Here is a 25,117-nt window from a genome sequence, read left to right as displayed (position 1 = left end):
CAGCTCCCTTAGCTACACTAGCGCCACCTCATCAAACACGGATGATTGCTATGTTTTCTCCCCAATACCGTGTGCTACTCAGCGCTATTTTTTGTGTTTTATTGGCCATGGTCACGATTCAATCGGGCGCTTCAATTGCCAAACAGCTATTTCCCCTAGTAGGCCCTGAGGGGACCACAGCCTTGCGCTTAGGCTTCTCAGCCTTGGTACTGTGTCTGGTTTTTCGTCCCTGGAAAGCGCTTCCCCAGGGCACCGAGTGGCGCAGTATTATCACCTATGGCCTGTGCTTAGGCGGTATGAACATCACCTTTTATTATGCTATTGAGCGTATCCCCTTAGGGATCGGTGTGGCGCTGGAATTCACTGGGCCTTTGTGCGTTGCATTGCTGAGCTCAAAACGTAAACGTGATTTAGTGTGGGTGGCATTGGCCATCGCAGGTATTGTGTTGCTGCTACCGGAGATAGATGCGCAAACGGGCCTCGACCCCATCGGTGTTATTCTCGCATTAGCGGCCGGTGGTTTCTGGGCCGGCTACATCCTATTTGGTAAGCGCACCGGTGGGCAAAGCTCCGGTGGACGCACTGTTGCTTTAGGCATGAGTGTAGCAGCCCTGGTATTAGTCCCCTATGGCGCAGCATTTCAAGGCATGGACTTGCTGAGTTGGCAGGTGATCCCGCTCGGCCTATTGGTCGGTGTGATGTCCAGCGCCTTACCTTATACGCTGGAAATGATTGCTCTTAGAAATATGCCAGCCCAAGGCTTTAGCGTGATGATGAGTATGGAACCGGCCATTGCCGCTTTGGCCGGATTCATGATCTTGGGCGAATTGCTGACGCCATTACAATGGCTGGCCGTAGCCTTAGTGATCACCGCGTCCATTGGCTCATCATTGCAACCTAATAAAACATAACCGGGTCTATTTCGCTGGTTTTGAAAATAAAAAGTTAACTAATGTAAGCGAATTTGATCGTTTCTCATATGGCTTTCGTAATCGCCCTAGTTGGACACGCAGTAAACGTCCCTCTGTGAGTAATCAATTTACAGGAAGCCATTATGAGATACCTACTGTTACTGAGTAGTCTACTATTTGTGAGTGCCTGTAGTGATGACGATGACGACAACGTTACTACACCGCCTCCCCCTCCTCCCGCACCAGAATTTTCTGCCACACAAACTTATGAGCTAACGCTCAGCGCCAAGCAAGAAGTACCGATGAACGATTCTATGCAAAGCGCTGCTGCCACTGTTGAGCTCGATGAGAACCTGATGCAGTTTCGAGCCTCTCTCGATGTCAGTGATGTCGAAGGCTTTAGTGCTGCCCACATTCATGATGGAGATATCGGCGAAAATGGTGATGTTGCCTTCACCTTTAGTGCCGCCAGTGAAGGCATGTTAGAGGTGGCTATCACTGATCTAAGTGAAGACTTAGTATCGGACTTAATGGACGGCGACTGGTACATTAATGTCCACACCGACGCCTACCCAGACGGAGAACTTCGCGCCCAGATTGTGCCTGATACCATCTCCATTATCACCTTTAAACTAAGCGGCGAGCAGCAAGTTCCCGCTAACGACAGCGCCGGTCTTGGTTATGGCTATGCTGCCTTTGACAGCACCAATAATGAGTTAGCGCTGCGCGCTGTAACCATGGGCGTGGACGATGCCACCGCCGCACATATTCATACCGGACGCATAGGTAGCAATGGTGAGGTGTTAGTGGTACTCGAACAAGATGATGAGGTCATGACCGATTGGGTTGCACCTGAGGGCACGCAAATCGACGCCGATACACTCGCTGTTCTGCTCTCTGGCGGCCATTATGTTAATGTTCATACCCCTGACTTTCCCGATGGTGAAATTCGCGGGCAAATTCTGACAGATAACTTTGTTGTCGCGACTTTCCCTCTATCAGGTGCTCAAGAAGTTCCAGCAGTTGAGACCATGGCATCTGGTGACGGTTATGCCCTAGTTAACACCGACGACTATGGCGTTGAGCTGAAGGTGAACACCACCGGCGTTGATGATGCCAGCGCGGCGCATATCCATACTGGCCGTTTAGGCACCAATGGTGAAGTGTTGGTCGCCCTTGAGCAATCTCTTGACGATGCCGGTACGTGGATGGCCCCTGAAGGCACACAAATCGATGCTGATATTTTTGCTGTGCTGGCCTCTGGCGGTCACTACGTCAATGTGCATACCCCAGCAAATGCTGGCGGAGAGTTACGCGGACAAATACTGACCAGTAATTATGCGCTGGCCACCTTCGCGCTAAGTGGTGCCCAAGAAGTGCCTGCGGTATCCACTTCCGCCTCAGGCAGTGGTTACGCCCTGGTGAATACCAGCGACTACAGCACTGAAGTACGGGTTGTCACCGAAGGCGTCGATGATGCCACCGCCGCCCATATTCACACCGGTCGTGTAGGTACCAATGGCGAGGTCTTTGTTGCCTTGGAGCAGTCGATGGATGATGCCGGGGTGTGGATGACCCCAGAGGGCACGCAAATTGATGCCGATATATTCGCGGTGCTGGCCTCAGGTGGTCACTATGTCAACGTGCATACCCCAGCAAACACGGGCGGAGAAATACGCGGACAAATACTGACCAGTAATTATGCGCTGGCCACCTTCGCGCTAAGTGGTGCCCAAGAAGTGCCTGCGGTATCCACTTCCGCCTCAGGCAGTGGTTACGCTCTGGTGAATACCAGCGACTACAGCACTGAAGTACGGGTGGTGACCGAAGGCGTCGATGATGCCACCGCCGCCCATATTCACACCGGTCGTGTGGGTACCAATGGCGAGGTCTTTGTTGCCTTGGAGCAGTCGATGGAGGATGCCGGGGTGTGGATGACCCCAGAGGGCACGCAAATTGATGCCGACATATTCGCAGTGCTGGCTTCAGGCGGTCACTATGTCAACGTGCATACGCCAGCAAACACCGGCGGAGAGTTACGCGGACAAATTCTTACTGACAACTATGTACTTGTCGCCTTTCCTTTGAGTGGCGATCAGCAAGTACCCATGGTGACCACAGACGCTTTTGGTGATGGCTATGCCCTAGTTAACACCGACGACTATGGCGTCGAGCTGCAAGTGCTTACCAACGGTGTCAGTGATGCCACTATGGCGCACATTCACACCGGTAACCTGGGTGAGAATGGCCCGGTCTTAGTCGCTCTAGAGCAAGACATGGAGAACGCCAACCGTTGGATGGCACCAGCGGAGACGGCCATTACCGCAGAAATTTTCGCCATTTTAGCCAGTGGTGGCCATTACGTGAATATTCATACGCCTGCCTTTCCAGACGGAGAAATACGCGGACAGATTCAATAAAGCTTACAAAGGCCAGCAAAGCTGGCCTTTTTTATTTCCTCGCCGTGCTAATTCATTCTTTATCTACCTGCTGGCGCTGCTTAGTGGTTAATTCATCGGCTACGGTTGCCCCACGCTCCCCTCTTGAGCGAGGCTCGCCTATGGTGCTATCTGTCAAGGTTTGTTGCTCAATACTGGCGTTAATCGCTGCGCCCAGAATGACAATATAGGCGCTGATATAGAGCCACATCAACATGATCACCACACCAGCCAGTGAGCCATAGGTTTCACTGTAAGAGGCGAACCGTGAGACGTAAAAAGAAAAGCCAATCGAGGCGACAACCCACATGCAGGTGGCAATGAGCGCACCGCAAGAGAGCCATCGCCACTTAGCCGCTCGACGATGCGGCGCGTAACGATAAATAATACTCAGTGACAATAAAAAGATGGCAGCCAACAGCGCCCACGTGATTAATTTTATAGTCCAGTCTATATTGCGCTCGAAGCCCACATAATTGAGTATTACCGGCAATATACCAATGGTGGCAAGGGCCACCACCGCAATAATGATGGCGCCAAAAGCAAAAACAAAGCGCGTTAATAGGGCAATAAATAAATTGCGCTTTTTACTCTCGTGATAACTAATATTGCACGCAGTGATCATCGCTTGCGCGCCTTTGGAGCTACTCCAGATGGTCAACACGAAACCGACAATGGCACTGATGCTTAGGCTTGCTTGAGATTGCGCATTCAGCTCTTGCACTTGGCTCATGACCAAGTCTTGGCTCGCAGGTGCAAGTAAGCTCAGCACTCTATCAAGTTGTTCAACCATATCTGCTGCTGAGAAGAAATAGCCATACAGTGATAATAATGCCGCAAGAGCTGGAAAAATCGCCAACAAGCCATAAAATGCTACCCCCGCAGCGACGAGGGATAAGTTGTCTTGGCCTAAATTATGGACCAGCCGTTTGCTTATATCCCACCACCCCCGTAGGGGAACATCACTGGGCTTTTGAGCCTGATAACCTCGCTTTTTCAACATATTACTCCGTTATCTTGGCGGCACAGCCGCACCGTCATCGTACTTTGTTAACTAGCAATAACAGCGCCAACATAGTGGCACTGGATTTGCTCGCATATACCCCTATTCGTTCATTTGTGGGCTAAAAACACCATGAGTATTGACCTCACCACTGTGATTTTAAAGGCTGCTGAGCGCATTGCACCGCCAATGCCTGAGCCCTCTTGGCAAGCATTGAGTGAACAGTTTAGGCAGTTTTTACACAACGCCTGGCAAATGTTACCTAATCTCAGCCTTGGCCTCGCAGTCATGATCCTATGCTGCCTGCTCGCTCGCCCTGTGGCCTACCTGTTGATCAAACCTTTGCATCGGTTCAGCCAAAGCCGTTTAGTTCAGGTGGTCATGCGCCGTTTTATCAGTATTCTCATTATGCTGCTGGGTGTTTATGTGTTTCTTCGTCTGGCCGCACTGACTGAATTTGCTGTCGCAGTAATGAGTGGTACCGGCCTTATCGGACTCATTCTCGGCTTCGCCTTTAAGGACATTGCCGAGAATTTCATCTCTAGTATGCTGCTAAGCATACAGCGACCTTTTAAAATCGATGACGTAATCGAGGTGGACGGCCGTTTAGGCGTAGTGCGTAAGGTGACCGCTCGCGCGACCACTTTGGTTGACTTTGATGGCAACCATATTCAGATCCCCAACGCCACCGTGTACAAAAATGTGATCAAAAACTTCACAGCCAACCCCAAGATGCGGGGTCACTTTATTATCGGCGTTGGTTACGACAATAACTTAAGGCAGGCTCAACAGCTTGCTTTACAGTGTATTAGCAGTAAAACCATGGTATTGAGCGACCCACCACCACAAGTGTTAATTGATAATCTCGGTGCATCCACCGCTAACCTGCAGGTTTATTTCTGGGTTGATAGCGAACGCTTCAGTGTGCTTAAAGTGGCCTCGCACCTGATGCGCGAGGTGGTCGATACCTTTACCGAACAGGAGATCAGCATGCCTGACGATGCTCGAGAGCGCATTATTGTTAACCAACCTGACGCCTCAGCCGAGACTACGCATGCACAGCCACAGAAGGCAAAGCCGAGTACTGGCGCTAGCCGCCATAATCAAACGGTGGATGACATCAGTAGCGATGCCGAAGATATCCGTGAACAGGCGCAAAAATCCCGGGAGCCCGAACAAGGCAACAACATCATCTAGCTGAGCTCGGCTATCAGCGCATCAAGTTGCAGTGCCATGGCATTAAGTTCTTCTCGCTGACACTGCAGAGATTGACTTAGGGTGTCTCGCCACTGCTTAGCGTTGCTTTGCAGCGCCAACCCCGCCTCAGTAAGCGCTATTTGCAATTGCCGTTCATCATCATCACTGCGCACTCGAGATAGCAGCTCCTGCTTTTGCATCCGTTTTAACAGCGGCGTCAATGTGCCTGAGTCAAGGTGCAGCTCTGCGCCAAGTGATTTAAGACTCATGGGCAATTGTTGCTGTTCATGGCGCTGCCAAAGCACCAAAAGCACTAGATATTGAGGATAGGTCAGGCCCAGCTCATTCAACATAGGTTGATAGCCCCGCACAACTAGCCGAGAGGCAGTGTAGAGCTTAAAACACAGTTGGTTTTGCAAATATAAGGTGCTGTTATCTGTCATTTAGGGTGCTAATAGTTGTTCAATATCGGCGCGTATAGCTTCGGGTTTTGTCGTGGGTGCGTAACGTTTCACTACCTGCCCTTGCTGGTCAACTAAGAACTTAGTGAAGTTCCACTTTATGGCCTTAGAGCCTAGCACGCCCGGCGCTTGTTGCTTTAAATAGGAAAACAAAGGGTGAGCATCGGCACCATTAACATCCACCTTAGTCATTACCGGAAACGACACGCCGTAATTAAGTTCACAAAACTCACTTATCTGCGCATCATCACCGGGCTCTTGAGCGCCAAACTGGTTACATGGAAAAGCGAGCACCACCAATCCTTTATTTTCAAAGTCTTGATAAAGCGCGTTCAACCCTTGGTATTGCGGTGTAAAGCCGCACTTACTTGCAGTATTGGCGATCAGTAAGACTTTGCCTTGATATTGCTCAAGTGACACTTGCTCGCCACGGTTATTGACTGCGTTAAACTGATAAATAGACATAAATACCTCGCAATTATATTGTGCACAATATAATTGATCGCAATCTAAATGCTTTCAAGTTTTATTTATTGTATACAATATACATTAAGTGTATGGTCTAGCTAAACAATAAAAACTGATTCCGTATGAAGAAAATAACGCTCATCCTTTTACTAATACTCATCACTGGGTGTGCATCACTCCCTCGTGATGAATCCGCTCTTGCCCCCGCAATCGATGGCTGGTCGAGTACGCCAAGGTTGGCCGAGGCAAAGCAAGCCGTTATCTTTTTGCACAGCCAAGCAAACCAGACACACCCACAGTGGCAGCAGATTAATGCAGTGCTTTATTTCTTACGCTCATATAGCTATCTCGGCGAACCCGATAAACTCAGCGAGCGCCTGCGAACTAAGCTCGCCAACTCTTTACAACGCTTAGCTAACAAGGCCAAAGAGACGGATAGCGCCGAGTATTATCGCTTTATGGAACATTATGCGGTGAGCATCTATCGCTTGCTTGATACCCCCGCATTGCACCCTAAGGCATCCTCTTGGATCAGCACGCTCACTGACTTTATTGCCACGCAGCCTGATACTACAACCATTCACGCTGACTATGCGCTTTGGGAAAGTTATCGGGCACTGGCCTTTTTGGCTTTCAGCGCGCGCACCGAAGTACCGCTGCAACACACACTTGTCCACTCGCCCTCAACCTTGACGGTGCTTAGTGATGCCCTTTCCCGCTCGCAATGGCAACAGCAGCATGCACTTTGGGTATTGGGCTATTGGCATCAATTGTTGCCTCTGCCACAACAACACGCGCTTGATGCCGCGATTTGGCGAGCAGTGCAACAAAGCACTGACGATGAAAACGAGCAACAGCGATTATTTTCGACCGTATATTTGGTCAACAGTTTTCGTGGTTTGAGCTACTGTAAAGAGGGCTTCCAAGCGCGCTGTGCAAGCCCCAATATCGATGATGTACTACCTATTAACCACCGGTGTAGTGAACGCTTGTTTATCCGCGCCACTTCCCTTAGCAGTGAGCAACTGCAATACAGCTGCCGCCGCTTAATCGCCCAAGAACAGGACTTTCATGAACTATTCGCCAGCGACTATACGCCCGTGGCCAACGATCATAACCATGCCCTAAGGGTGGTCATATTCGACAATTACAGCGACTACAATCGTTATGGTCAGCTACTGTTTGATATTCAAACTAACAATGGTGGTATGTACATAGAGGGGACGCCCAGCGATCCGCAAAACCAAGCAACGTTTTACTCATTCCGTGCGTTTTGGCTAGCCGATACTAACCGGGTGTGGAATCTCAATCATGAATATGTGCACTACCTTGATGGCCGTTATAATAAATATGGCGGTTTTGGCCACTTTGCCGAGCACCTAGTGTGGTGGAGCGAGGGCCTTGCAGAACTCATCGCCAAAGCTCAGCACAACCCTCGTGCAATCGAAGTCATAAAAGACACTGATGCCAATGAAAGACCAAGCTTACAGGCTATTTTTGCCACTGATTACAACGATAGCAGCGAGCAAATTTATCAATGGTCATACTTAGCTATGCGTTATTTACAGCAGCATGATATTGATGCGCTGCGCTCACTGCAGCGCCACCTTAGTGGTGATTTTTATCAAGGCTACACGCGCACACTCACACATATCGCTAAGCAGCATCAACCGCACTTTGCGCGCTTTGTGAATGCGCTTGCAGCTACTGAGCCCAAGCAGCAACCGAGTGAGACAAAAAACCGACTATACCGATACCTTTATCGTGACTACCTAATGCCCTCACACCTAAGCTACGACGCGCATCACCGTCACTTGTTGTAATGTAAAGCCCCTTTACGCACGGTGCTAATATAAGGTGTTAGCACCGTGATTGCCCCTCGCCGCTTTACCGCCATAAAGATATAACTTAATGTTTTATGGTCAGTTTTGTGAAAACATCTATACTGCTAAAGGTAAGCAATGGTGCGCGCCCGTATCCGCACAGCAATATCATCTTGGAGGCGAAGTGACGTTCACACACAGGTTATATCGGCTTTATCATTTCGGTCTTCGCCTCGCAGCGGCGCTTTTGCCCATTCGCACGCCGCATGTTTATGCCGGGCAGCAGGCGGTGTCGCAATGGCTTTGTGAGGTTAAAAAACAAAACCTGCGCACCTTGTTAGTGGTCAGCGACCCGGGCATCGTTGCTTTGAATTTGCAGCAACCCATAATTGCGGCGCTACACCAGCAAGGGATTAATACGGTGCTCTACAGCGATGTTGAGGCCAATCCCGGGATACCTTGTATTGAGCATGGGGTAAGCTGCTATCAGCAACACCATTGCCAAGGCATTATCGCCATTGGCGGTGGTTCGGTGATGGACTGCGGCAAACTGATCGCCGCACGCATTGCTCGACCGAGTAAATCCCTACAGCAAATGCAGGGGTTATTTAAGGTGTTGCGCCCCTTGGTGCCACTTTATGCAGTGCCAACCACGGCGGGTACCGGCTCGGAAGTCACGGTCGCCGCCGTAGTCAGCGACCACAAGCGACAAATAAAATTCGCCATCAATGACTTATGCTTAGTACCAAAAGGGGTACTCTTGCTGCCTGAACTAACTCTTGGCTTGAGCCCACAGCTCAGTGCGACCACCGCCATAGACGCCCTCACTCACGCGATTGAGTCCTATATTGGCATTAATGCAACGCGCTTTAGTAAAGCAAAAAGCGTGGCTGCCACTAAGCTGATCCTCTCTAATTTACCCCTGGTTTACCAACAGCCCAACCACATCGATGCGCGCATGCACATGTTGTGGGCGGCCTTTTATGCTGGCCAAGCCTTTACCCGCACCTCGGTGGGTTATGTGCATGCTATTGCCCATCAATTGGGAGCGCTGTACGGCATTGGCCACGGCCTAGCCAATGCCCTGCTGTTAGCGCCAGTGCTCAATGCCTATGGACAGCGCATCGATGCTCAGCTCACGGCGCTGGCACAACAAACTTTGGCAGCAAATAGCGATGCTCAAGATATGCGCGCAGCGATTGCCACCTTGCTACATGACTGCGCTATCCCCAGTACCATTGCGCAACTGCGCCAAGAAGACATCGCCACAATAGCTAAACGAGTGATTGCTGAAGCCCATCCTGACTACCCGGTGCCCTGTTTTTTTAACCAGCACGACATCGAAACAATACTGTATTCGCTACTGCCACAACAGCAGCACTCCAAGCAAACAAACGAGCAACAGTCGTTGGCAGGCCAGTACCGCTGAGCGTGAATGCATAACAACGTCCCCGCGCTTGCTAATATAAAGCCAGCGCGGCGGTGCCACATGGCTATAAAACATATATGAATTGACTCGGCCACCGTATCGGTAGGTCAACAAATAAGGCCTGAGGCTCATCAGCTCCATAGGCATAGCCCGTAGGCTACGTCCCCGGGTGATTGTCAGTACTTCGCAGCACTGCACTTTGACTTTAGCGGTCACAGAGTCGCTGGTACACATAATTCGCCGCAATGAGGTCACTGAGCGCAGTCCCCACGGATTTAAATAAGGTAATGTCATTATCACCCTGGCGCGCCGGACGATTGATGCTGGCCAAATCACTGAGTTGACCTTGTATTTGCTCGGGTGAGAATACCCCCTCACTGATGGGGATTAATAGCTCCCCGGCTTCATTGAGGACGTTATCGCGGCTATCCACGTACACGCGACTGCGTTTTATCGTTTCGCTATCGCACTCACGAGCATCGCGATGATGATTGCCTATTAAGTCGATATGAGTCCCTGGCGTTAACCATTGACCACGAAACAGCGGCGCGTGACCGCCGGTAGCACAGCAGATGGTATCGGCACTGGCAATAAGCGCTTCACTGGCTGAAGTATGCTCAAATTGACAATGAGCAAACTCTTGGCGCAGTTGCGCGAGGATGGCTTCGGCTTTGGCGGTGTTGCGGGCAACCAGACTGACTTGTTGATAATCTCGCACGCTCAGGTGCGCGCGGATCATAAACGGAGCAAGCTTACCCGAACCAAATACCACCAGCTTTTTCGCCTGTTGGGCAGCCAAATAACTGGCCGCTAATGCCGACACCGCTGAGGTGCGCCACAAGGTGATTTCGGTGCCATCCACCAGCGCTCGCGGCTCGCCATGCTGGCGCGAAAATAACATCACCTTGGAATACAAACTGGATTTGCCATGGTGCTCATTATCAGGGAAATAAGTAAAAGCTTTAACCCCGATAACTTGCTCATTCCATGCCGGTAGCACCGCAAACGCATCTTGGTTATCGCTATCGGGGCTGAGCGGATAGACATTGCGTCTGGGCATAGTGGCTTGACCAGCAAAGCCTTGTTGTAGCGCTTTTAACAATGGCGCATAGGCCATCACTTGCTGTACTTGCTGTTGATTAATAATCTCCATGTTCACTCCTTAGCGCGAATTGTTGAGGGGCTAGAGTCAGGCGCTGATAGCCTGTCTCGGTAACGACAATGTCTTCTTCTAAACGCACACCGCCATAGTTGGGAATGTAAATGCCGGGCTCAATGGTGATGACGTTGCCACTTTCTAGTTGATAGGGGGCATTGGCTTTAATAAAAGGCAACTCATGAAGGGTTAGGCCAACACCGTGCCCCAACCCTTCGCCGGCATAACGATGATACGGGCTCGAGGCCAACACTTGCTGAGCGGCGTGGTTTAACTCATGGCAACAAATGCCTGCGCAGACCTGTTGCAGCGCTGCTTGTTGTGCCTTGTCAACGGTGTCAAACAAGGCTTGTTGCTCGCTAGTGGGCTCGCCCAACACATAGGTGCGGGTCATATCTGAGCGATAGCCGCTGCGCACAGCGCCAAAATCGATTAAGATTAAATCGCCCTCGCATAAGCGCTTTGCTCCCGGCTCACCATGGGGCAACGCCGTACGCTCGGCGAACAGTAAAATAGTGTCAAAAGACACCCCTTGCGAGCCACGTCGTTGCATTTGATAATCAAGCTCTATTGCCAATTCTCGCTCAGTTATGCCGCTTTCAAGCAAAGTGAGCGTATCGGCCAAGGCCGCATCGGCAATCTCAGCAGCGCCACGGATACAGGCTATCTCTTGGCTATCTTTAACACGGCGTAACCTCTCAACCACCTGTACTGTGGCAACACAGGTATTAGCGCGCAAATGCTCGGCGATGTGCTGCCATTGACCGACACTAAAATGCTCCGATTCAAAGCCCAGAACGCTGTGCTTGGCGCACACCCGAGCCAAACATTGCCCAAGGCTTTCGCGGTCACGATCGCGCTGGATAACCTCCATCTTTGATGTTTCCTCTAGCGCACGCAGGTAGTAACGGTAATCGGTGATCAGTAACGCTTGCTCGGCGCTGACAACCAGGGTGGCCCCATGCCCACTAAACCCGCTGAGATAAGCAATGTTTTCACCGCTGTGAATGATAAATGCCTGTACGTGATGACTCTCAAGCTGTGCTCTTAAGCGCGCCATACGGCGCTGAAAATCAAATGTTATCGCCATAACTCCTCGCTCTAGCTCCTCTATAGTGATTGCCGCTAAGGCGCACATATCGCACCTTAGTCGTTAACGAAAAATGCCGAGCACCTAAGGTGCCCGGCGGGGTTGCGTCATAACGCAGTTCAGGGAATTAAAAACGAATACGCGCCACCAATGAGGCGTAACGCGCCGCTGGACGCCAGGTTGTCATGCCATAATCTGGGTTCAGCTCGAGGCCATTGGCACCATATTGCGTGCGCTCTTCGTTAATGGCGATGGCGGTATCATCGTTCAGCACGTTATACACAGTGCCCTTAAGCATCAGCTCTTGACCAAATAGCTCGCCATAGTAGCTTAACGACATATCTATTTGTGTACTCCAAGGTAAGTTGCCTTTGCTGCCACGCGGTGCTGGCTCACCGTTTTCATCATAATGCGAGGCATGATCGTAGTAGCGACTGATACACGCATCCCAAGGGTTGCCTGGGGCACAGCTATCAACGCCCTCAGGGTGCACACTGAAATAGCTTTTCGGGCGACCTGAGGTGCCCCGGGCAACCAGGCCAAAGGTTAAATTGTCGGTAATATCATACGTTCCCGAGAGCTTAATTGCGTGGCGGTGATCATTCGGCAGGTTGCCATAACCATGGTCCATTAAATCGCCATAGTCATAAGAGGTTGTCCAACCGGGGTCGGCTTGATCGTTATCGGTTTTCACCAAGCCTTCGGTGTTGCCCCAGCTGTGCGACCAGGTGTAAGAAGCGTCAATGCGCAGCTGCTCGGTGATGGCGCCATCCAAAGTGAACTCAAAAGCCAGATATTTGCGCTCAGCCTTTGGCAATGCCAGCTCTTGGGCACTCAAGGTCACTTCATCAACTTGTCCATCCCCGTCGAAGTCATAGCTCATTTGTACACTCTCGCCGGGGTTATTAAGCACATAATAGGAGCCTTGACCGACATTATCGGCAATGCCTAATTCAGCCAGCTTTTTCGCCAGCACCGGCCCTACATCTGTGTCCTCGACACTGCGCCCAAGCTTGCGATAAATGGCACGTGCTCCAAAGGTCATGTCGCTGAACACTTCTTGTTGGTAGCCAACAGTCCACTCATCGGAATACATGGGTTTAAGATTACTGGATGCAATCAGCCCCGGCTCAGTGATCCCGCGTTGACGCCAGCGTCTGTCGCGTAGCATCGCGCCCCGACTAGGAGAGCCATCCGCAAGTAAGACAGGTTCGCCTGAACCATTGAGCTCGTCGAGCTCAAAGTATTCAAACCATTCCACCGATGCCGAACCTTGGGTAATGTTCATATTCGCCGACACGGGCTGAAAATAACGCCCATACGTGGCATAGACCTTGGCACTGCCATCGCCCCATAAGTCATATATGGCTTGCAGGCGCGGCGCTATCTGGTTGTCGATATCAACATAGGCGCGCCCGTCACTGACGGTGTTTTCAAATTGGCTATAGCGCAAGCCCAAATTCAGCACCAGCTGCTCGCTGACCTGCCATGAGTCGTTAATGTAAAACGCCAACGCACTGGTATCGGAATCAACGGCCCGAGTACGTACTCGTCGCTCAATGTAATCTTCACCAGCGGCGGCACCGGAAATATCATTGTCTGCGGCGGTGGCAATGGTCCACCAGCCCATGGCATCACCCTCGCCATTTTGTCCGGAGAAGTAATCCACCTCGACCTTGGTGTAATCGACGCCAAACTGCAGCGCATGGGCGGCTAAGTCCCAGTTAAAATCTAGCCGCAGTTGGTCTCGGGTATATTCCTCTGCCGAGACATTGGCATTGGTGTGCTCGGAAAGCGTAATAAACCCATCGCGTTCGTCCCAAACTCCCGGGTTAGTTGAAGCAACCACATTTTCAACATTCTCGGTAACGCGCCCGGCTACCGCCGACATAGAAAAATAATCACTGAGGTAGCCATTGTACGACAGGCTATACATGTTGCCGCCGTCCTCCCCGGGTGCCGTCACTCCCTGCTGATCGCCAATGCGGTCTTGCTGCCAGTTGTAGCCGTAGGTGTCCGTTTCCCATTCGCGCTTGTTGTTCATCGCCGATAAGCCAACGGCGTGGTCTTCGTTAATAAACCAATCTAATTTGCTGAACCAGCGGTCTTCATCGCGGGAGAAATCACTAAAGGTTGTTTGCCCTGCGCCCTCTGAGCTTTCGCGGCGCGGATTAAACAAAGCATAGGCAAATAAGGTGTCCTCAATCAGGGCGCCACTGGCCCATACTTGCAGCTCACTGAAGTCGTAGGCACTGCGCTGAGTATTGGTGCTGATGGTGCCATTACTTTGGTAAATTGAGTCATGCTGGGAGCGCAAGCTATCCCCCTCCCAGCGCACCTCGGCGCCAGCGCTAAAGTCATTATCACCGGATTTAGACACTGCATTGACAATCCCCCCCATTGCGCCGCCAAATTCAGGGTTGATCCCCCCAGTTTTGACCTGGGTTTGCGAAATAGCCTCCCAAGGCAGGCGAATAGAGCCGAGCCCAGTGCGAATGCTGGTTACATTCAACCCATTAAAGTAATAACCATTTTCCGCAGAGGATGCGCCGCCAAAGCTAGAAGCGCCATTAAAACTGCTGCCACCAGCAGCGGCGGTGCCCGGTGCCAGTAAAGCGATACTTTCAAAACCACTTTGCACGGGCATAACCTTGATTTCCTCATCGGAGAAAGTTAACCCAGAAGTCGATGAACCTAAATCGACACGGCGAATGGCAGCACCGGTAACAGCAATGCGCTCCATGGGCTGCGCACCGGCCTGTAGCATTTGCGCATCTAAGATGATGGATTGACCAATGCTTACTTTCACACCTTGCTCAATGACGTTTTGATAACCCTCTTTGCTTACGGTGACGTTGTAAGTGCCCACCGGCACGTTCCGCAAAATGTACTCGCCATCGGCGTCGGTGCGGACTTCATAAGTTAACCCCTTGCTGATATGCACTAAAGTGATGGTGGCACGGGTAATATCTTCACCGGCGCTGCTGACTATGGTGCCTTTAACGATACTGCTGCCATCCACCGCCATTGCAGGCGTGGCGCTGGCTACTGCAAGGGCCAAGGTACTAACTTGAAAAAGACGATTTAACGATGCCTGCATGCCCTTGCGGGAGCGGCGCTTTGATGCTGTTGCCATGGTTTTATCCTGTTTGATGTTGTTGTTTTATTGCTCAAGGCGAACACACCATAGCGCTTTTACATATTGTATACAATATTAAATATACATAAAATACTTATATACTTAGTCAATTCTCTTATGAGTGAGAGATCATCGCGGTTATAGCGGCGGTCGGGGTCGTTAGGGGATCACCGCAACCTGCTCAAATAGCTGAGCGAGGGCATCGGGCATAAATTTGCGCTGCGCGGTGATGGCGTAAAAGTGCTCGTAAGCATCTGGCAGGCTTTGATACTGACACAATATGTCTTGCTCTATTTCATCTTTTACCACCACCGGTGGCAGCACCGCCAGCGCACCGCTGTCCCGTGCCAATAAACGAAGCATCGCCATATCATTTGCTTGTGCTTTAATATCGGGTTTGTACTGCCATCGTGCGCACAAGGCGTTAAAAGAGTCACGAATTTCTGAGTTTTCGCTCGGCACCACCCACTGCACCTGCTCGTACCCCAAGGGAAAATCACTGTCTATTTTAGTGCTCGGCGGCCCGACTATCGCCAAGGCTTGACGGGATAGCAACCGGCTCTGCCAGAGATCGTCTTGATGGTTTGGGCTGATAGCGCGATTGGTTAGCACCACATCCAGTTCATGATCAATCAAGCCATTGAGCAATCCCTCCATGCGCCGCGCAGTCAAAGAAAAGCTCACATCTTGATGATTCAGTAGTGGGGTAATAAAGCCCTCGATAAAGTTCCGCGATAAGGTATTAAGCACACCAATCGACAAATGCTGTTTCTCTTGCTGTACTCCTTTTAATAAAAACGACGAGAGCTCTTCACCTTTATTAAATATATCATCGGCATAGGCCAATACCCGCTTACCCATATCGGTTAACACAAGGTTGCGACCTTGGCGAGCGAACAACTTAATTGCCATTGATTGTTCGAGCTGCTTAATTTGTACCGATAACGCTGATTGCGATACATGCAACTCCTGCGCTGCTTGGGTTAGGTTTCCCAAACACGCAACACGCCAGAAGTAATACAGGTGATGATAGTTGAGTCGATTCATTATACTTATACAAAACAGAACGGTTCGTTAAATTATATATATTTTTTTTACTTTTGCATCTTTGCCATACTAGCTGCACTCAACCAAGGAGCCATCGATGAGTGACATGTTAATTTCTGTTTTACTGGCCTTTATTCCTGTGAGCTTGGCGCTAAGTTCTTGGTATATAGGGACGCAGAAGCGTGCCAACAATGGCAACGGAGCGTTTCGCCTTATCTCCTTACTTGGCTTTATATTCGCCGCCACAGCGGTGCTTTACAGCCAATTTGATGCCACTCCCTTTAGCGTATTAACACTGTCCCCAGCGCGCTTAATCGTCCTTGGCCTAATCCTTTTCATGAGTTTGATATTAATAAAGTTTTGCCGCAATTACATGGCCGGCGAGCAGCGAATCAACTTATTTTGGCGACGCTTAATCGCTACTTTAAGCGCGGTCTCCTTAGTGGTAATTAGTAACCATCTTGTGCTGTTTTGGCTGGGCTGGGTGGCCATTAGCCTCGCCCTCCATAGATTGCTAATGTTCTATCCTGACAGACCGCGTGCGGTGATGGCTGCCCATAAAAAGTTTATTGTCGCACGCTGCGCAGAAACCTCGCTGTTAGTGGCCTTTGCTCTGCTTTATTGGCATCACGATAGCTTGTTAATCAATGAAATTACCGCTTCTTATGTTAACAACACGGCGCCATTGACACTTACCGAACACTGCGCCGGGTTTTTTATTGCCCTAGCGGCCTTGATTAAGTGTGCACAGCTACCCATTCATGGTTGGCTAATGCAAGTAGTTGAAGCTCCGACCCCGGTTAGTGCGCTTTTACACGCTGGGGTTATCAACCTAGGCGGCTTTTTATTAATCATCTTCGCACCCCTATTTATGCAAGCCACCGTGGGACAATGGTTAGTGCTTATCGTTGCCGGACTCACCACAGTGATCAGCGCCCTTGTGATGACCACTCGGGTAAGCGTGAAAGTACGTTTGGCGTGGTCCACCAGTGCACAAATGGGGTTAATGCTGGTTGAATGCGCATTAGGGCTGTTTGAGCTCGCCCTGCTGCACCTTGTGACCCACTCAGCCTACAAAGCACACGCATTTTTAAATTCAGGCAACGCCGTGCAAGAAGATATCGCTCGGCGGCTGTCACCAGGGCGCTCACCCAATGGCAAAGACTGGCTTGCCAGTGGCGTGTTCTCCTGCATTGCCGTAGCTTTGGTATACCATTTTAGCGGTTACTACGGCGCCATCAGTGTATGGGCCTTGGTTGCCCTCGCCTTGAGTGTGCTTATTGCTACTCGTCGTGGGCTTATCACCAACGGCCACTTTGTCACCATGGCGCTGTTAGCTCTGGCTCTGGCCAGCTGTTATGCAGCCCTTAAATCGCTGTTTGCGGTTGCTGTGCCCGCAAGTAACTGGCGAGAGGCCCCCTTGAGTGCTGCCGACCTGTGGACCTTATTACTGATTGTCAGCCTGATGTGTTGCAGTTATGTTTTACGCTATCAAAACCATAAACCTAGAGTGCAAGCACTCTCGGCTATCTTGTTCGCAGGTTTGTACTTAGATGAATGGCTGACTCGACTCACTCTGAGAATATGGCCTACGCGCTTACCCACTCGGCAAAATGCTAAAACTGCCTCACACTCGTCCGCCAGTTCAGCTAAGGAGAACTTTTAATGAGCGCTCAGCAACCCTCGCCTGCACCGCTATTTAGCTTGAGCACCACGCAGCAACAGGCTATTACTCAAGCATGCCAATACATAGCGCCGAACTGGCCGTTAGATCAGATGATAGCGGTTAATCCGTTTTGGGAAATGCGCGGTCTTGCCATTGAAGATGTGGCTGCCCGGCTGGCAACCTTGGCCAATGTCGACTTGCTCATGCCTCGTGCGTATTATCGCCAGCGCTGGGCCGATGGCGACATCACCGATGCGCATTTGGCCATGGCCAACAGTCAACTAGGCTATGACTTCACCCCCGAGCAACTACACAGTGCTTTGGAAATCGCGCTGCCACAACAGCATTGGCACAATATCGCCGATTTACTAGACGCCCACCGCCCGGCCCACAAAATGGCGTGGCGGGATGAAATAATCCATCAGATCAGTCAGTTTTGCGCTGCTCATTACCAAAAGTTAAGGCCGATGCTGTACCGTGACAATGTCTCGTCAATGCCAGACTTATACCAACACTGGCTCAGTGTTATTCGCGCTGACAAAGGCATCAGTATCGTCATGGATGAAGCTGGTTTACATGAATATTTTCAGCAACTACCGGAAACGGCTGATGAACTACTATCGCAAAGCCTGCGTTTGTTAGAGCTTGATGATGACATGCTTGAGCCCTATGCTCATGCTTTATTGCTCGATATAAACGGCTGGGCCTCATGGGTGGCCTACATTCGCTGGCAAGGCCGGCTCTATCAACAGCCGCAAGACGACATGCTACAACTGCTGGCGATCCGCATGGCTTGGGATGTGGTCATTTGGCGCTATTTAAAAGCGCAACACACCAGCACATTCGCGGTGTTACATGAGCAATGGCAATGTGAAAAACAGCACCTTCCTGAACGAACACAAGCGTTTAAAGCAGCGCAAAAACCTTTGTGGGTGTGGGCCAAAGCGTTAGAGGTCAATTATCAGCAAAACTTGCATGCCTCACTCAGAGCAGCTGAGCCTGCCCCCCCTAGCGAAAGTGCGCTACAGGCTGTGTTTTGTATTGATGTGCGCTCAGAAGTGATGCGCCGTGCCTTAGAGGCACAAAGTGAGCACATTCATACTTTTGGTTTTGCAGGCTTTTTTGGCTTACCGCTGGAATATCAACCAGCAGACAGCGCGCTCAAACGCCCGCAACTTCCGGGACTGCTTAAACCTGTTATCAAAGTAAGTGAAGCACAGGCGCCTAAAGGTGCAAAACGCAAACGCCACTTCAGTGCCCATTGGCAAGGCTGGTCAAAGGCGGCGCCGTCGTCATTTTCGATGGTGGAATCCGCAGGCTGGATGTACGCCCTGAAAATGCTGAAAAACTCTTTTAAGCGCGCCAAACAAGCCGCACACAATGAGCACATTCAGTGGCAACTGCATAAGGACGACCATAACCTAAGCTTAGCGCAGCAAGCTGAGTTCGCCTACGGCGTACTCAAAGCCATGGGCATACAGCGGTATGCGCCCAAGGTGTTGTTAGTGGGTCACGGCAGCCACACCACCAATAACCTTCACGCTGCTGGCCTTGAGTGCGGCGCCTGTGGCGGACAAAGCGGCGAGGTGAATGTGCGTGTGTTAGCGCAATTATTGAATGACGAAAAAGTACGTGAACAGGTGGCAAGCAAAGGGATCACGATTCCTAGCGTCACCGAGTTTGTTGCCGCGCTGCATAACACCACCACCGACCATATTCAGATTTTTGATAGCGAGTTGGACGAGCAAAGCCGTCAGTGGCTCGATAACGCCACGAACACAGCTCAGCGCGAACGGCTGATCAATATTGCCCCTGAGCTTAAAGAGCAAAGCGATAAAGACATCGACAAAGCCTATTTAAACCGCGCTGGCGACTGGTCGCAAGTGCGCCCGGAATGGGGGCTGGCGAATAATGCCGCCTTTATCGTCGCACCGCGTAGCTGGACACGCAATGCGAACCTGCAAGGGCGTAGCTTTTTGCACGACTACCACTGGCAACATGATGAAGCCTTTCGCACTTTAGAGCTTATTATGACCGCGCCAATGATAGTAACTAATTGGATCAACAGCCAATATACCGCATCGGTCACCGATAACTATAAATACGGCAGTGGTAATAAGGTATTGCACAATGCAGTAGGCGGTAACATAGGGATCTTTGAGGGCAACGGCGGCGACTTACGTATTGGCCTGGCGATGCAATCTATCCACAATGGCGAACGCTGGATGCACGAGCCACTGCGTTTGAGCGTGTACATCGCCGCGCCACGAACGCCTATTGAGTCTATTTATGCGCGCCACGAAAGCGTTAAAAGCCTGGTTGATAACCGTTGGCTCAACTTAATGCGCTGGGACGACGATGGCCAGATTGAACGCTTTTGTGACGGCGCGTGGCAAACCTGCTAAGCATACGCGCTGTTGTGCCATAAGTGCATAACAGCCAAAAGCAAGAACAGCTGCGCTACTTGGCTTTTCGGAGTCGCTCAGTGGTGATGCGCATCAGCATGTAAATTTGGAATAAGTGAAGTTGCCCACTGAGGTTAAAATGAGGCTCGTTATGCAGAACAGCTTTTGGCTCGAATAAGTAGAAAATCAGGCTAAAGCACTGAAAATATTAAAGTTACTATTTTACATACCGAGCCATTGTTAGGCTCGGATATCTCAATGCTCGTTTCCCACAACCCTATTCTATTTAGACATTACCAACCCACTCTGGTAACTTTATGAATTTATGGACAAATATTAAGTGTGCAACTAAGTGTTCATTATTTAAGTTTCTGGCTTAACCCGAAATGCACGCTAATACACTGTTACGTTGCAAGGTGAAAGGTGAAGAATGAAGCAAGCATCACGATTCATGCCCAAGTACGAACCTAAAAAGGCAAGTAAACCGATGCTAATTGCCTTTTTCGCAATAGCGGTGGCAATCGTGATTTATCAGCCTTGGTATCTGCTAGTGATTGCAGGAATAGCTTTGTTAGTAATAGTTTGGAGCGCTATAGATCAGCCTAAAGTAGAGAGGCACTTTCAAAATTTATGTAGAGAACGTAGCGGTTTGTCTATCTGTGAATTTGCCAGGGAGTTTGATCCAAAGGTCGTAGATACTTGGATTATCCGAGCGGTCTATGAGCAGCTGCAAGCGGCGCTACCAACTAAGGAAAATGTTCCTATAAAGGCTTCTGATGGTTTGTTCGATACACTGATGCTTGACGAAGATGAGCTCGATCTGGAATTGGTTGAGGAAATTGCGCAACGAACTAGACGAAGCCTTGAGGACTACGAAAGTAATCCTTACTACGGCAAGGTAACAACGGCAAGAAAATTTGTGCTATTTTTTAATCATCAAGCTCGTGCCAGTGCAACGTAACAAGTTGCTTAAGTACACTCCGGCCACAAAAAGAGTGGCCTCCGCGGGGCAACCTACACTGCGTTTCGGTTTCCCCTTAGCAAGGCGTTAGGGCGCTCGAAAGTATTTCAATTATCAATTTCTAGAGGACTTAAAGTGGATTTTGGTTTGGCGTTTTTTCTGCAGTGATGTCTGGTGTACTTATTTTTGTACTCCAAAACTTGATCTTAAAGTTAGCTATTGAACCTGCAAAAGAGTTTAAAAAGCAAATTGTGTTAACGAGTATCGTAATTCTTGAAAACATGCCTAAAATTTCAAATGCTTCAGCTTCAGAAGAAATTTCAAATGCAATCTCAAAGCAATCTGCACTTCTGCTTGCTGAGTGTGAATTGATAATGGGATACCGAATACTGAAGTGTATTTACAGACTACCATCAAAGAAGGACCTTTTGAGTGCTTGTCACAACTTAAACGTAGTGTCACACAATATGAGACCGACATCGCAAGAGTTTTATAAAAGTCCGGACTTCAACGGGAAAGCACGAGATCTTGCGTCAGAAAATAATAGGCTTTTACGTGAAGTATCGAAGTTACTAAAAGTTAGCGTTACCTTTGAGCCAACGCCCTAACAAAGCGTTTAAGACGGATTCCCAACGCTTGGCATTTTTGGTTTGCTTTGAATTTAGTGTTTACGGCACAATGCTTTAGGTCAGGTGGTAGCGTTGCTCACCACTTAACGCGGCGTTAGGTAAAGGACTTACCCAAAAAAAGTAGACACCTTCTATAGTTAGAAAAGAGGTGTCTCATGACTAAAAAGAAAAGAACCCAGGCCTATACCGAAGAGTTTCGTCGCGAAGCGGTTCGAAGGGCGGAGCAACCCGGAAATACCAACAAATCCGTCGCCGAAGAGCTGGGGATCAGCGCCCAGCAAATTTATAACTGGCGTAGGCAATTCAACCGTCTTTCCGACAAGCAATTTAATACCGTTCAAGGCGTTGATTACTCGAAACATGAAAGTGAGGAACTGCGCCGTCTCAAGCGCGAGCTACACGACCTGAAAGAGGAAAATGAATTCTTAAAAAAGGCAGCCGCGTACTTTGCGAAAAGCCAGGAGTAAAGTACGCGCTGATTGCGCAGTATGTAGGCCAGTTCCGGATCACCTTGATGTGCAGAGCATTGAAAGTCTCACGCTCTGGCTTTTATCGTTACTTGAACCGAAAGCCGAGCAATAAAGCACAGAAACATGCTGAGTTGGCCCATCATGTGAAAGAGGCTTATGAGGTCTTTAAGGCACGCTACGGCGCGCCCAGACTAACCTATGAACTCAATGCCAGCGGTGTTCGATGTAGCCTCAATACGGTCGCTAAAATCATGCAAGAGCTGGCTCTCAAGGCAAGAAATGGCAAAGCGTTCCGTTACAGTCGCAGCAGCTATTCAAACTCGAATGTAGAAGGGAATGTGCTTGCCCAGCAGTTCATCACAGAGCGTGCCAACAGGAAATGGGTATCAGATATCACTTATATCCGTGTTCGCGGCCAGTGGCTTTACCTGGCCGCTGTGATGGACCTGTTCTCAAGGGCGATTGTCGGTTGGGCATTAGACACGTCGATGACGGTCAAGCTGATTTCAGATGCTTTCAACATGGCACTGGCCCGCAGGGAGGTTAAACCAGGTTTGATGCTTCACTCAGATAGAGGCGTGCAGTACCGTGCGGTGGCCTATCAGGATTTAGTGCGTTCATCAGGTGCGATAATCAGCATGAGCCGAAAGAGCAATTGCTGGGATAATGCGGTGATGGAATCCTTCTTCAGTCGTCTCAAAGTTGAGCTGGTTTATGCCGAGAAATTCCACTCGATACAACACGTTAAATCCTGTATGTTTGAATACATTGAAATATTTTATAACCGCAAACGACGTCACTCAGCGTTAGGCTATCTCAGCCCGCTGGAGTATGAACAACGGTTTGCGTAATAACCTGTCTACTTTTGATGGGGAAGACCAGTAACCGAGGGAATATAGGTGCATATTGTCATAACTGAGAAGGAAGTGGTTCTTACTAAACAGGATTACCAATCGTTCCGAGAAGTTCAAAACGACTTCTTTGATTACGTCACCTCACTTGGCCCTTGGTCATCGGAGGAAATAGTAGATTACCTCGAAACTGAGTATCCAAACATTACACCTCCTGCCAAAGAACAAGTAGATACACTTATGAAATCAGAGCATTTTGAAGTTGCCTTAAAGGGGCTTGGTGAATAAGGTTACCTAACACATATGAACCTTCTTCCGTCAAATAAACAATAGAATCTTTTTTAGCTGCCGATAGGCAGCTAACTGTTTTTCAATTAGCAAAATAATCTACTTCGCTCTGTCATTGTGGCCGTTAAATAAATTGCTTACGGCAAACACATATAGAGGCTCTCTTATTGTGATCTCATCACTGCCTAACTCTGTCATTCCTTATGGTGGTTAGGGGCACTAGACATTCATCGGTTAACCTTAAGAAGGCACTATTCAAGTCAGTTGGCTCGTGGCTCCAGTTAGTTTCAGGCTCAACTAAGGTGTAAACAATTTTGCTCATTGTTAATGCGCACCAATGGGGTGTCTAATCAAGCGCAAGTAGCTTATACGGCGACTATATTTACCTGCCATATCATGCTTTGTGGCATATACGTCACAAATAACGCGCGATAGTTCTTGCTTATCTAGTTAGGCGTTCAGCTCACCCCATCGTGCGACTTAGGCGCTTAAAAACCGTTCATCATCGAAAACCGTTTTATTCTTTAACATGAAGTAAACAGCGCGGCCGAGTTTATGGGCCAAGGCGGATAACGCTTTGGCTTTGCTCATGCGCTTTTATAGTTTGTTTAGATAACGTCTTGCTTTGTCGTTACCTCGTAAATAGAGAATAGCGGCTTCACTGAACGCCCATTTTAAATGACCGTTGCCAATTTTATTACCACTTGTGCCGTAGGTTTTACCTGCTGATTCAGCTTTGCATTTAACTAAGCGGGAATAGGAAGCAAACTTTTGGACTGACTCAAAGCGCTCTATGTCGCCAATTTCATAAAGTATGGTCATCGCTAATATGAGCCCGATGCCTGGTACCGTTCGCAATTGAGCGTAATAGTCAGGGCGATGTTGTTGTGCTTTGCGCCCAAGAAAACATTCAAGGTATTTTAGTTCTTGAGCGTAGCTATCGAGGATGGCTAAGTCGAAATTGATATTACGTTGAACAACGGGGTCGTCATAACGCGTTCTGAATTCTTCCCGCACACATTTGTTTTTCATGTGCAACTCTAGCGCGGGATAATTATATTGGCTGTTCGTGTTAACGATATGCGCTTTAAGCTGAGCACCATGCTGAACAAGCTTGGTTCGTCGACGCAGTAAATCACGAGTCGCTCTCATCTCACTTGGATAATCATAAGCAAGAGGAAAGTTGCCACCGCTTAGCAAACTGGCGATTTTATAAGAATCAATTTTGTCGTTTTTGGCTTTACCACCGTGAATGGCTTTCATGTAAAGAGCGTGACCGAGCACGAAATCAACATCAAGTTCTTTGCAGAAGTCACTAACCCAATACCAACAATGCATACACTCTACGCCAATGACTACTTGCCCTATGTAGGGCTCAATGAGTGACAATAATGTTTGTTTATCTGCCTTTATCTTTTTATGAACAACCTTTTCACCCTTGTCATTCAAGATACAGACATAAAGAATTCGAGCATGTAAGTCGATACCACAGTAAAAATCATGTAATTTGGTATAAAATTTCATTGAGCTTTCTCCTTTTGGTTTGGTCGCCTTGAAGTTTAGTATTTCGCTAAACTTCGGGGAGAAGGTTCAATAAGTATCAAGTTACTCAAAAGGACGCAAAACGCTTGGCTTGCGCTCCTTCTTCGCTAATTTTGGCCAAACATTTATGCGCCCATTAGTAA

18 protein-coding genes and 1 pseudogene are annotated in these 25,117 nt (G+C 49.3%); 11 read left to right on the top strand and 8 right to left on the bottom strand.

Translation table 11 applies throughout. The features are described from left to right. Positions 1-50: 50 nt before the first annotated feature. Positions 51-911 (top strand): DMT family transporter, encoded by an 861-nt coding sequence (locus tag FIU82_RS15545; protein WP_138589068.1) that lies wholly within the window; start codon positions 51-53, stop codon positions 909-911. Positions 912-1,054: 143 nt separating this feature from the next. After that, the gene (locus FIU82_RS15540; RefSeq protein ID WP_152441544.1) at positions 1,055-3,331 is read left to right on the top strand and encodes a CHRD domain-containing protein; all 2,277 of its coding nucleotides are present in this window, start codon (positions 1,055-1,057) and stop codon (positions 3,329-3,331) included. Between the two features lie 52 nt (positions 3,332-3,383). Here FIU82_RS15540 and FIU82_RS15535 read toward each other — a convergent pair whose 3' ends face one another. Further along, positions 3,384-4,352 carry a YihY/virulence factor BrkB family protein gene (locus tag FIU82_RS15535; protein ID WP_022945821.1) on the bottom strand — a complete coding sequence of 323 codons (969 nt, stop codon included), beginning with the start codon at positions 4,350-4,352 and terminating at the stop codon, positions 3,384-3,386. Positions 4,353-4,541: 189 nt separating this feature from the next. On the opposite strand from FIU82_RS15535, the gene FIU82_RS15530 reads away from it, so the two are divergent. Then, a complete protein-coding gene (locus FIU82_RS15530; protein WP_253946391.1) occupies positions 4,542-5,549 on the top strand; it encodes a mechanosensitive ion channel family protein in 1,008 nt (335 codons plus the stop codon). Here the strand turns inward: FIU82_RS15530 and FIU82_RS15525 are convergent. Beyond that, positions 5,546-5,992: a MarR family winged helix-turn-helix transcriptional regulator gene (locus FIU82_RS15525; protein WP_022945819.1), complete on the bottom strand. Its 447-nt coding sequence runs from the start codon at positions 5,990-5,992 to the stop codon at positions 5,546-5,548. The two genes, FIU82_RS15530 and FIU82_RS15525, sit on opposite strands and share 4 nt — an antisense overlap. Continuing rightward, on the bottom strand, positions 5,993-6,475 hold the full coding sequence (locus FIU82_RS15520) for a glutathione peroxidase (RefSeq protein ID WP_022945818.1): 483 nt from the start codon (positions 6,473-6,475) through the stop codon (positions 5,993-5,995). Positions 6,476-6,600: 125 nt separating this feature from the next. Here FIU82_RS15520 and FIU82_RS15515 point away from each other — a divergent pair, with 125 nt between their 5' ends. Both FIU82_RS15515 and FIU82_RS15510 read left to right on the top strand, forming a co-directional pair. Beyond that, the gene (locus tag FIU82_RS15515; RefSeq protein ID WP_152441542.1) at positions 6,601-8,301 is read left to right on the top strand and encodes a collagenase; all 1,701 of its coding nucleotides are present in this window, start codon (positions 6,601-6,603) and stop codon (positions 8,299-8,301) included. A 184-nt stretch (positions 8,302-8,485) separates the two neighbouring features. Beyond that, complete coding sequence (locus FIU82_RS15510) at positions 8,486-9,730, top strand: iron-containing alcohol dehydrogenase (RefSeq protein ID WP_253946385.1); 1,245 nt, start codon at positions 8,486-8,488, stop codon at positions 9,728-9,730. 205 nt (positions 9,731-9,935) lie between these two features. Here the strand turns inward: FIU82_RS15510 and FIU82_RS15505 are convergent, their stop codons facing one another. The 4 genes from FIU82_RS15505 to FIU82_RS15490 all read right to left on the bottom strand — a co-directional run bounded on the left by FIU82_RS15505 (position 9,936) and on the right by FIU82_RS15490 (position 16,162). After that, on the bottom strand, positions 9,936-10,883 hold the full coding sequence (locus tag FIU82_RS15505) for an ornithine cyclodeaminase family protein (RefSeq protein ID WP_152441540.1): 948 nt from the start codon (positions 10,881-10,883) through the stop codon (positions 9,936-9,938). After that, complete coding sequence (locus FIU82_RS15500) at positions 10,870-11,976, bottom strand: Xaa-Pro peptidase family protein (RefSeq protein WP_253946384.1); 1,107 nt, start codon at positions 11,974-11,976, stop codon at positions 10,870-10,872. Before FIU82_RS15500 ends, FIU82_RS15505 begins: the two co-directional genes overlap by 14 nt. Positions 11,977-12,103: 127 nt before the next feature. Further along, positions 12,104-15,112: a TonB-dependent receptor gene (locus FIU82_RS15495; RefSeq protein ID WP_152441539.1), complete on the bottom strand. Its 3,009-nt coding sequence runs from the start codon at positions 15,110-15,112 to the stop codon at positions 12,104-12,106. A 162-nt stretch (positions 15,113-15,274) separates the two neighbouring features. Next, positions 15,275-16,162, bottom strand: coding sequence for a LysR family transcriptional regulator (locus FIU82_RS15490; protein ID WP_152441538.1), 888 nt, complete (start codon positions 16,160-16,162; stop codon positions 15,275-15,277). Between the two features lie 97 nt (positions 16,163-16,259). Here FIU82_RS15490 and FIU82_RS15485 point away from each other — a divergent pair, with 97 nt between their 5' ends. The 6 genes from FIU82_RS15485 (at position 16,260) to FIU82_RS15460 (ending at position 23,432) form a co-directional block, all read left to right on the top strand. Next, the gene (locus FIU82_RS15485) at positions 16,260-17,828 is read left to right on the top strand and encodes an NADH-quinone oxidoreductase subunit L (protein ID WP_152441537.1); all 1,569 of its coding nucleotides are present in this window, start codon (positions 16,260-16,262) and stop codon (positions 17,826-17,828) included. Beyond that, a complete protein-coding gene (locus FIU82_RS15480) occupies positions 17,828-20,233 on the top strand; it encodes a YbcC family protein (protein WP_152441536.1) in 2,406 nt (801 codons plus the stop codon). The genes FIU82_RS15485 and FIU82_RS15480 overlap by 1 nt, the downstream gene beginning before the upstream one ends. Before the next feature lie 430 nt (positions 20,234-20,663). Then, positions 20,664-21,194 (top strand): hypothetical protein, encoded by a 531-nt coding sequence (locus FIU82_RS15475; protein WP_152441535.1) that lies wholly within the window; start codon positions 20,664-20,666, stop codon positions 21,192-21,194. Positions 21,195-21,978: 784 nt separating this feature from the next. Then, positions 21,979-22,290 (top strand): transposase, encoded by a 312-nt coding sequence (locus tag FIU82_RS15470; RefSeq protein ID WP_216651825.1) that lies wholly within the window; start codon positions 21,979-21,981, stop codon positions 22,288-22,290. Then, a complete protein-coding gene (locus FIU82_RS15465; RefSeq protein ID WP_152440531.1) occupies positions 22,245-23,144 on the top strand; it encodes an IS3 family transposase in 900 nt (299 codons plus the stop codon). The genes FIU82_RS15470 and FIU82_RS15465 overlap by 46 nt, the downstream gene beginning before the upstream one ends. A gap of 48 nt (positions 23,145-23,192) precedes the next feature. Next, positions 23,193-23,432, top strand: a complete 240-nt coding sequence (locus FIU82_RS15460; RefSeq protein ID WP_152441534.1) for a hypothetical protein — start codon at positions 23,193-23,195, stop codon at positions 23,430-23,432. A 480-nt stretch (positions 23,433-23,912) separates the two neighbouring features. Here FIU82_RS15460 and FIU82_RS15455 read toward each other — a convergent pair. Next, a pseudogene (locus FIU82_RS15455) lies at positions 23,913-24,956 on the bottom strand (IS110 family transposase). Positions 24,957-25,117: the final 161 nt, after the last annotated feature.

The sequence above is a fragment of the Pseudoalteromonas sp. THAF3 genome, assembly GCF_009363775.1.
In the GTDB taxonomy this organism is placed as follows: domain Bacteria; phylum Pseudomonadota; class Gammaproteobacteria; order Enterobacterales; family Alteromonadaceae; genus Pseudoalteromonas; species Pseudoalteromonas ruthenica.
This window is presented reverse-complemented; position numbering and strand designations above follow the sequence as displayed.

Bases quoted from the DNA above. Each gene is read 5' to 3' on its own strand.
- FIU82_RS15545 (WP_138589068.1), top strand. From the start codon at position 51: ATGTTTTCTCCCCAATACCGTGTGCTACTCAGCGCTATTTTTTGTGTT.
- FIU82_RS15540 (WP_152441544.1), top strand. From the start codon at position 1,055: ATGAGATACCTACTGTTACTGAGTAGTCTACTATTTGTGAGTGCCTGT.
- FIU82_RS15535 (WP_022945821.1), bottom strand. From the start codon at position 4,352: ATGTTGAAAAAGCGAGGTTATCAGGCTCAAAAGCCCAGTGATGTTCCC.
- FIU82_RS15530 (WP_253946391.1), top strand. From the start codon at position 4,542: ATGCCTGAGCCCTCTTGGCAAGCATTGAGTGAACAGTTTAGGCAGTTT.
- FIU82_RS15525 (WP_022945819.1), bottom strand. From the start codon at position 5,992: ATGACAGATAACAGCACCTTATATTTGCAAAACCAACTGTGTTTTAAG.
- FIU82_RS15520 (WP_022945818.1), bottom strand. From the start codon at position 6,475: ATGTCTATTTATCAGTTTAACGCAGTCAATAACCGTGGCGAGCAAGTG.
- FIU82_RS15515 (WP_152441542.1), top strand. From the start codon at position 6,601: ATGAAGAAAATAACGCTCATCCTTTTACTAATACTCATCACTGGGTGT.
- FIU82_RS15505 (WP_152441540.1), bottom strand. From the start codon at position 10,883: ATGGAGATTATTAATCAACAGCAAGTACAGCAAGTGATGGCCTATGCG.
- FIU82_RS15500 (WP_253946384.1), bottom strand. From the start codon at position 11,976: ATGGCGATAACATTTGATTTTCAGCGCCGTATGGCGCGCTTAAGAGCA.
- FIU82_RS15495 (WP_152441539.1), bottom strand. From the start codon at position 15,112: ATGGCAACAGCATCAAAGCGCCGCTCCCGCAAGGGCATGCAGGCATCG.
- FIU82_RS15490 (WP_152441538.1), bottom strand. From the start codon at position 16,162: ATGAATCGACTCAACTATCATCACCTGTATTACTTCTGGCGTGTTGCG.
- FIU82_RS15485 (WP_152441537.1), top strand. From the start codon at position 16,260: ATGAGTGACATGTTAATTTCTGTTTTACTGGCCTTTATTCCTGTGAGC.
- FIU82_RS15480 (WP_152441536.1), top strand. From the start codon at position 17,828: ATGAGCGCTCAGCAACCCTCGCCTGCACCGCTATTTAGCTTGAGCACC.
- FIU82_RS15475 (WP_152441535.1), top strand. From the start codon at position 20,664: ATGAAGCAAGCATCACGATTCATGCCCAAGTACGAACCTAAAAAGGCA.
- FIU82_RS15470 (WP_216651825.1), top strand. From the start codon at position 21,979: ATGACTAAAAAGAAAAGAACCCAGGCCTATACCGAAGAGTTTCGTCGC.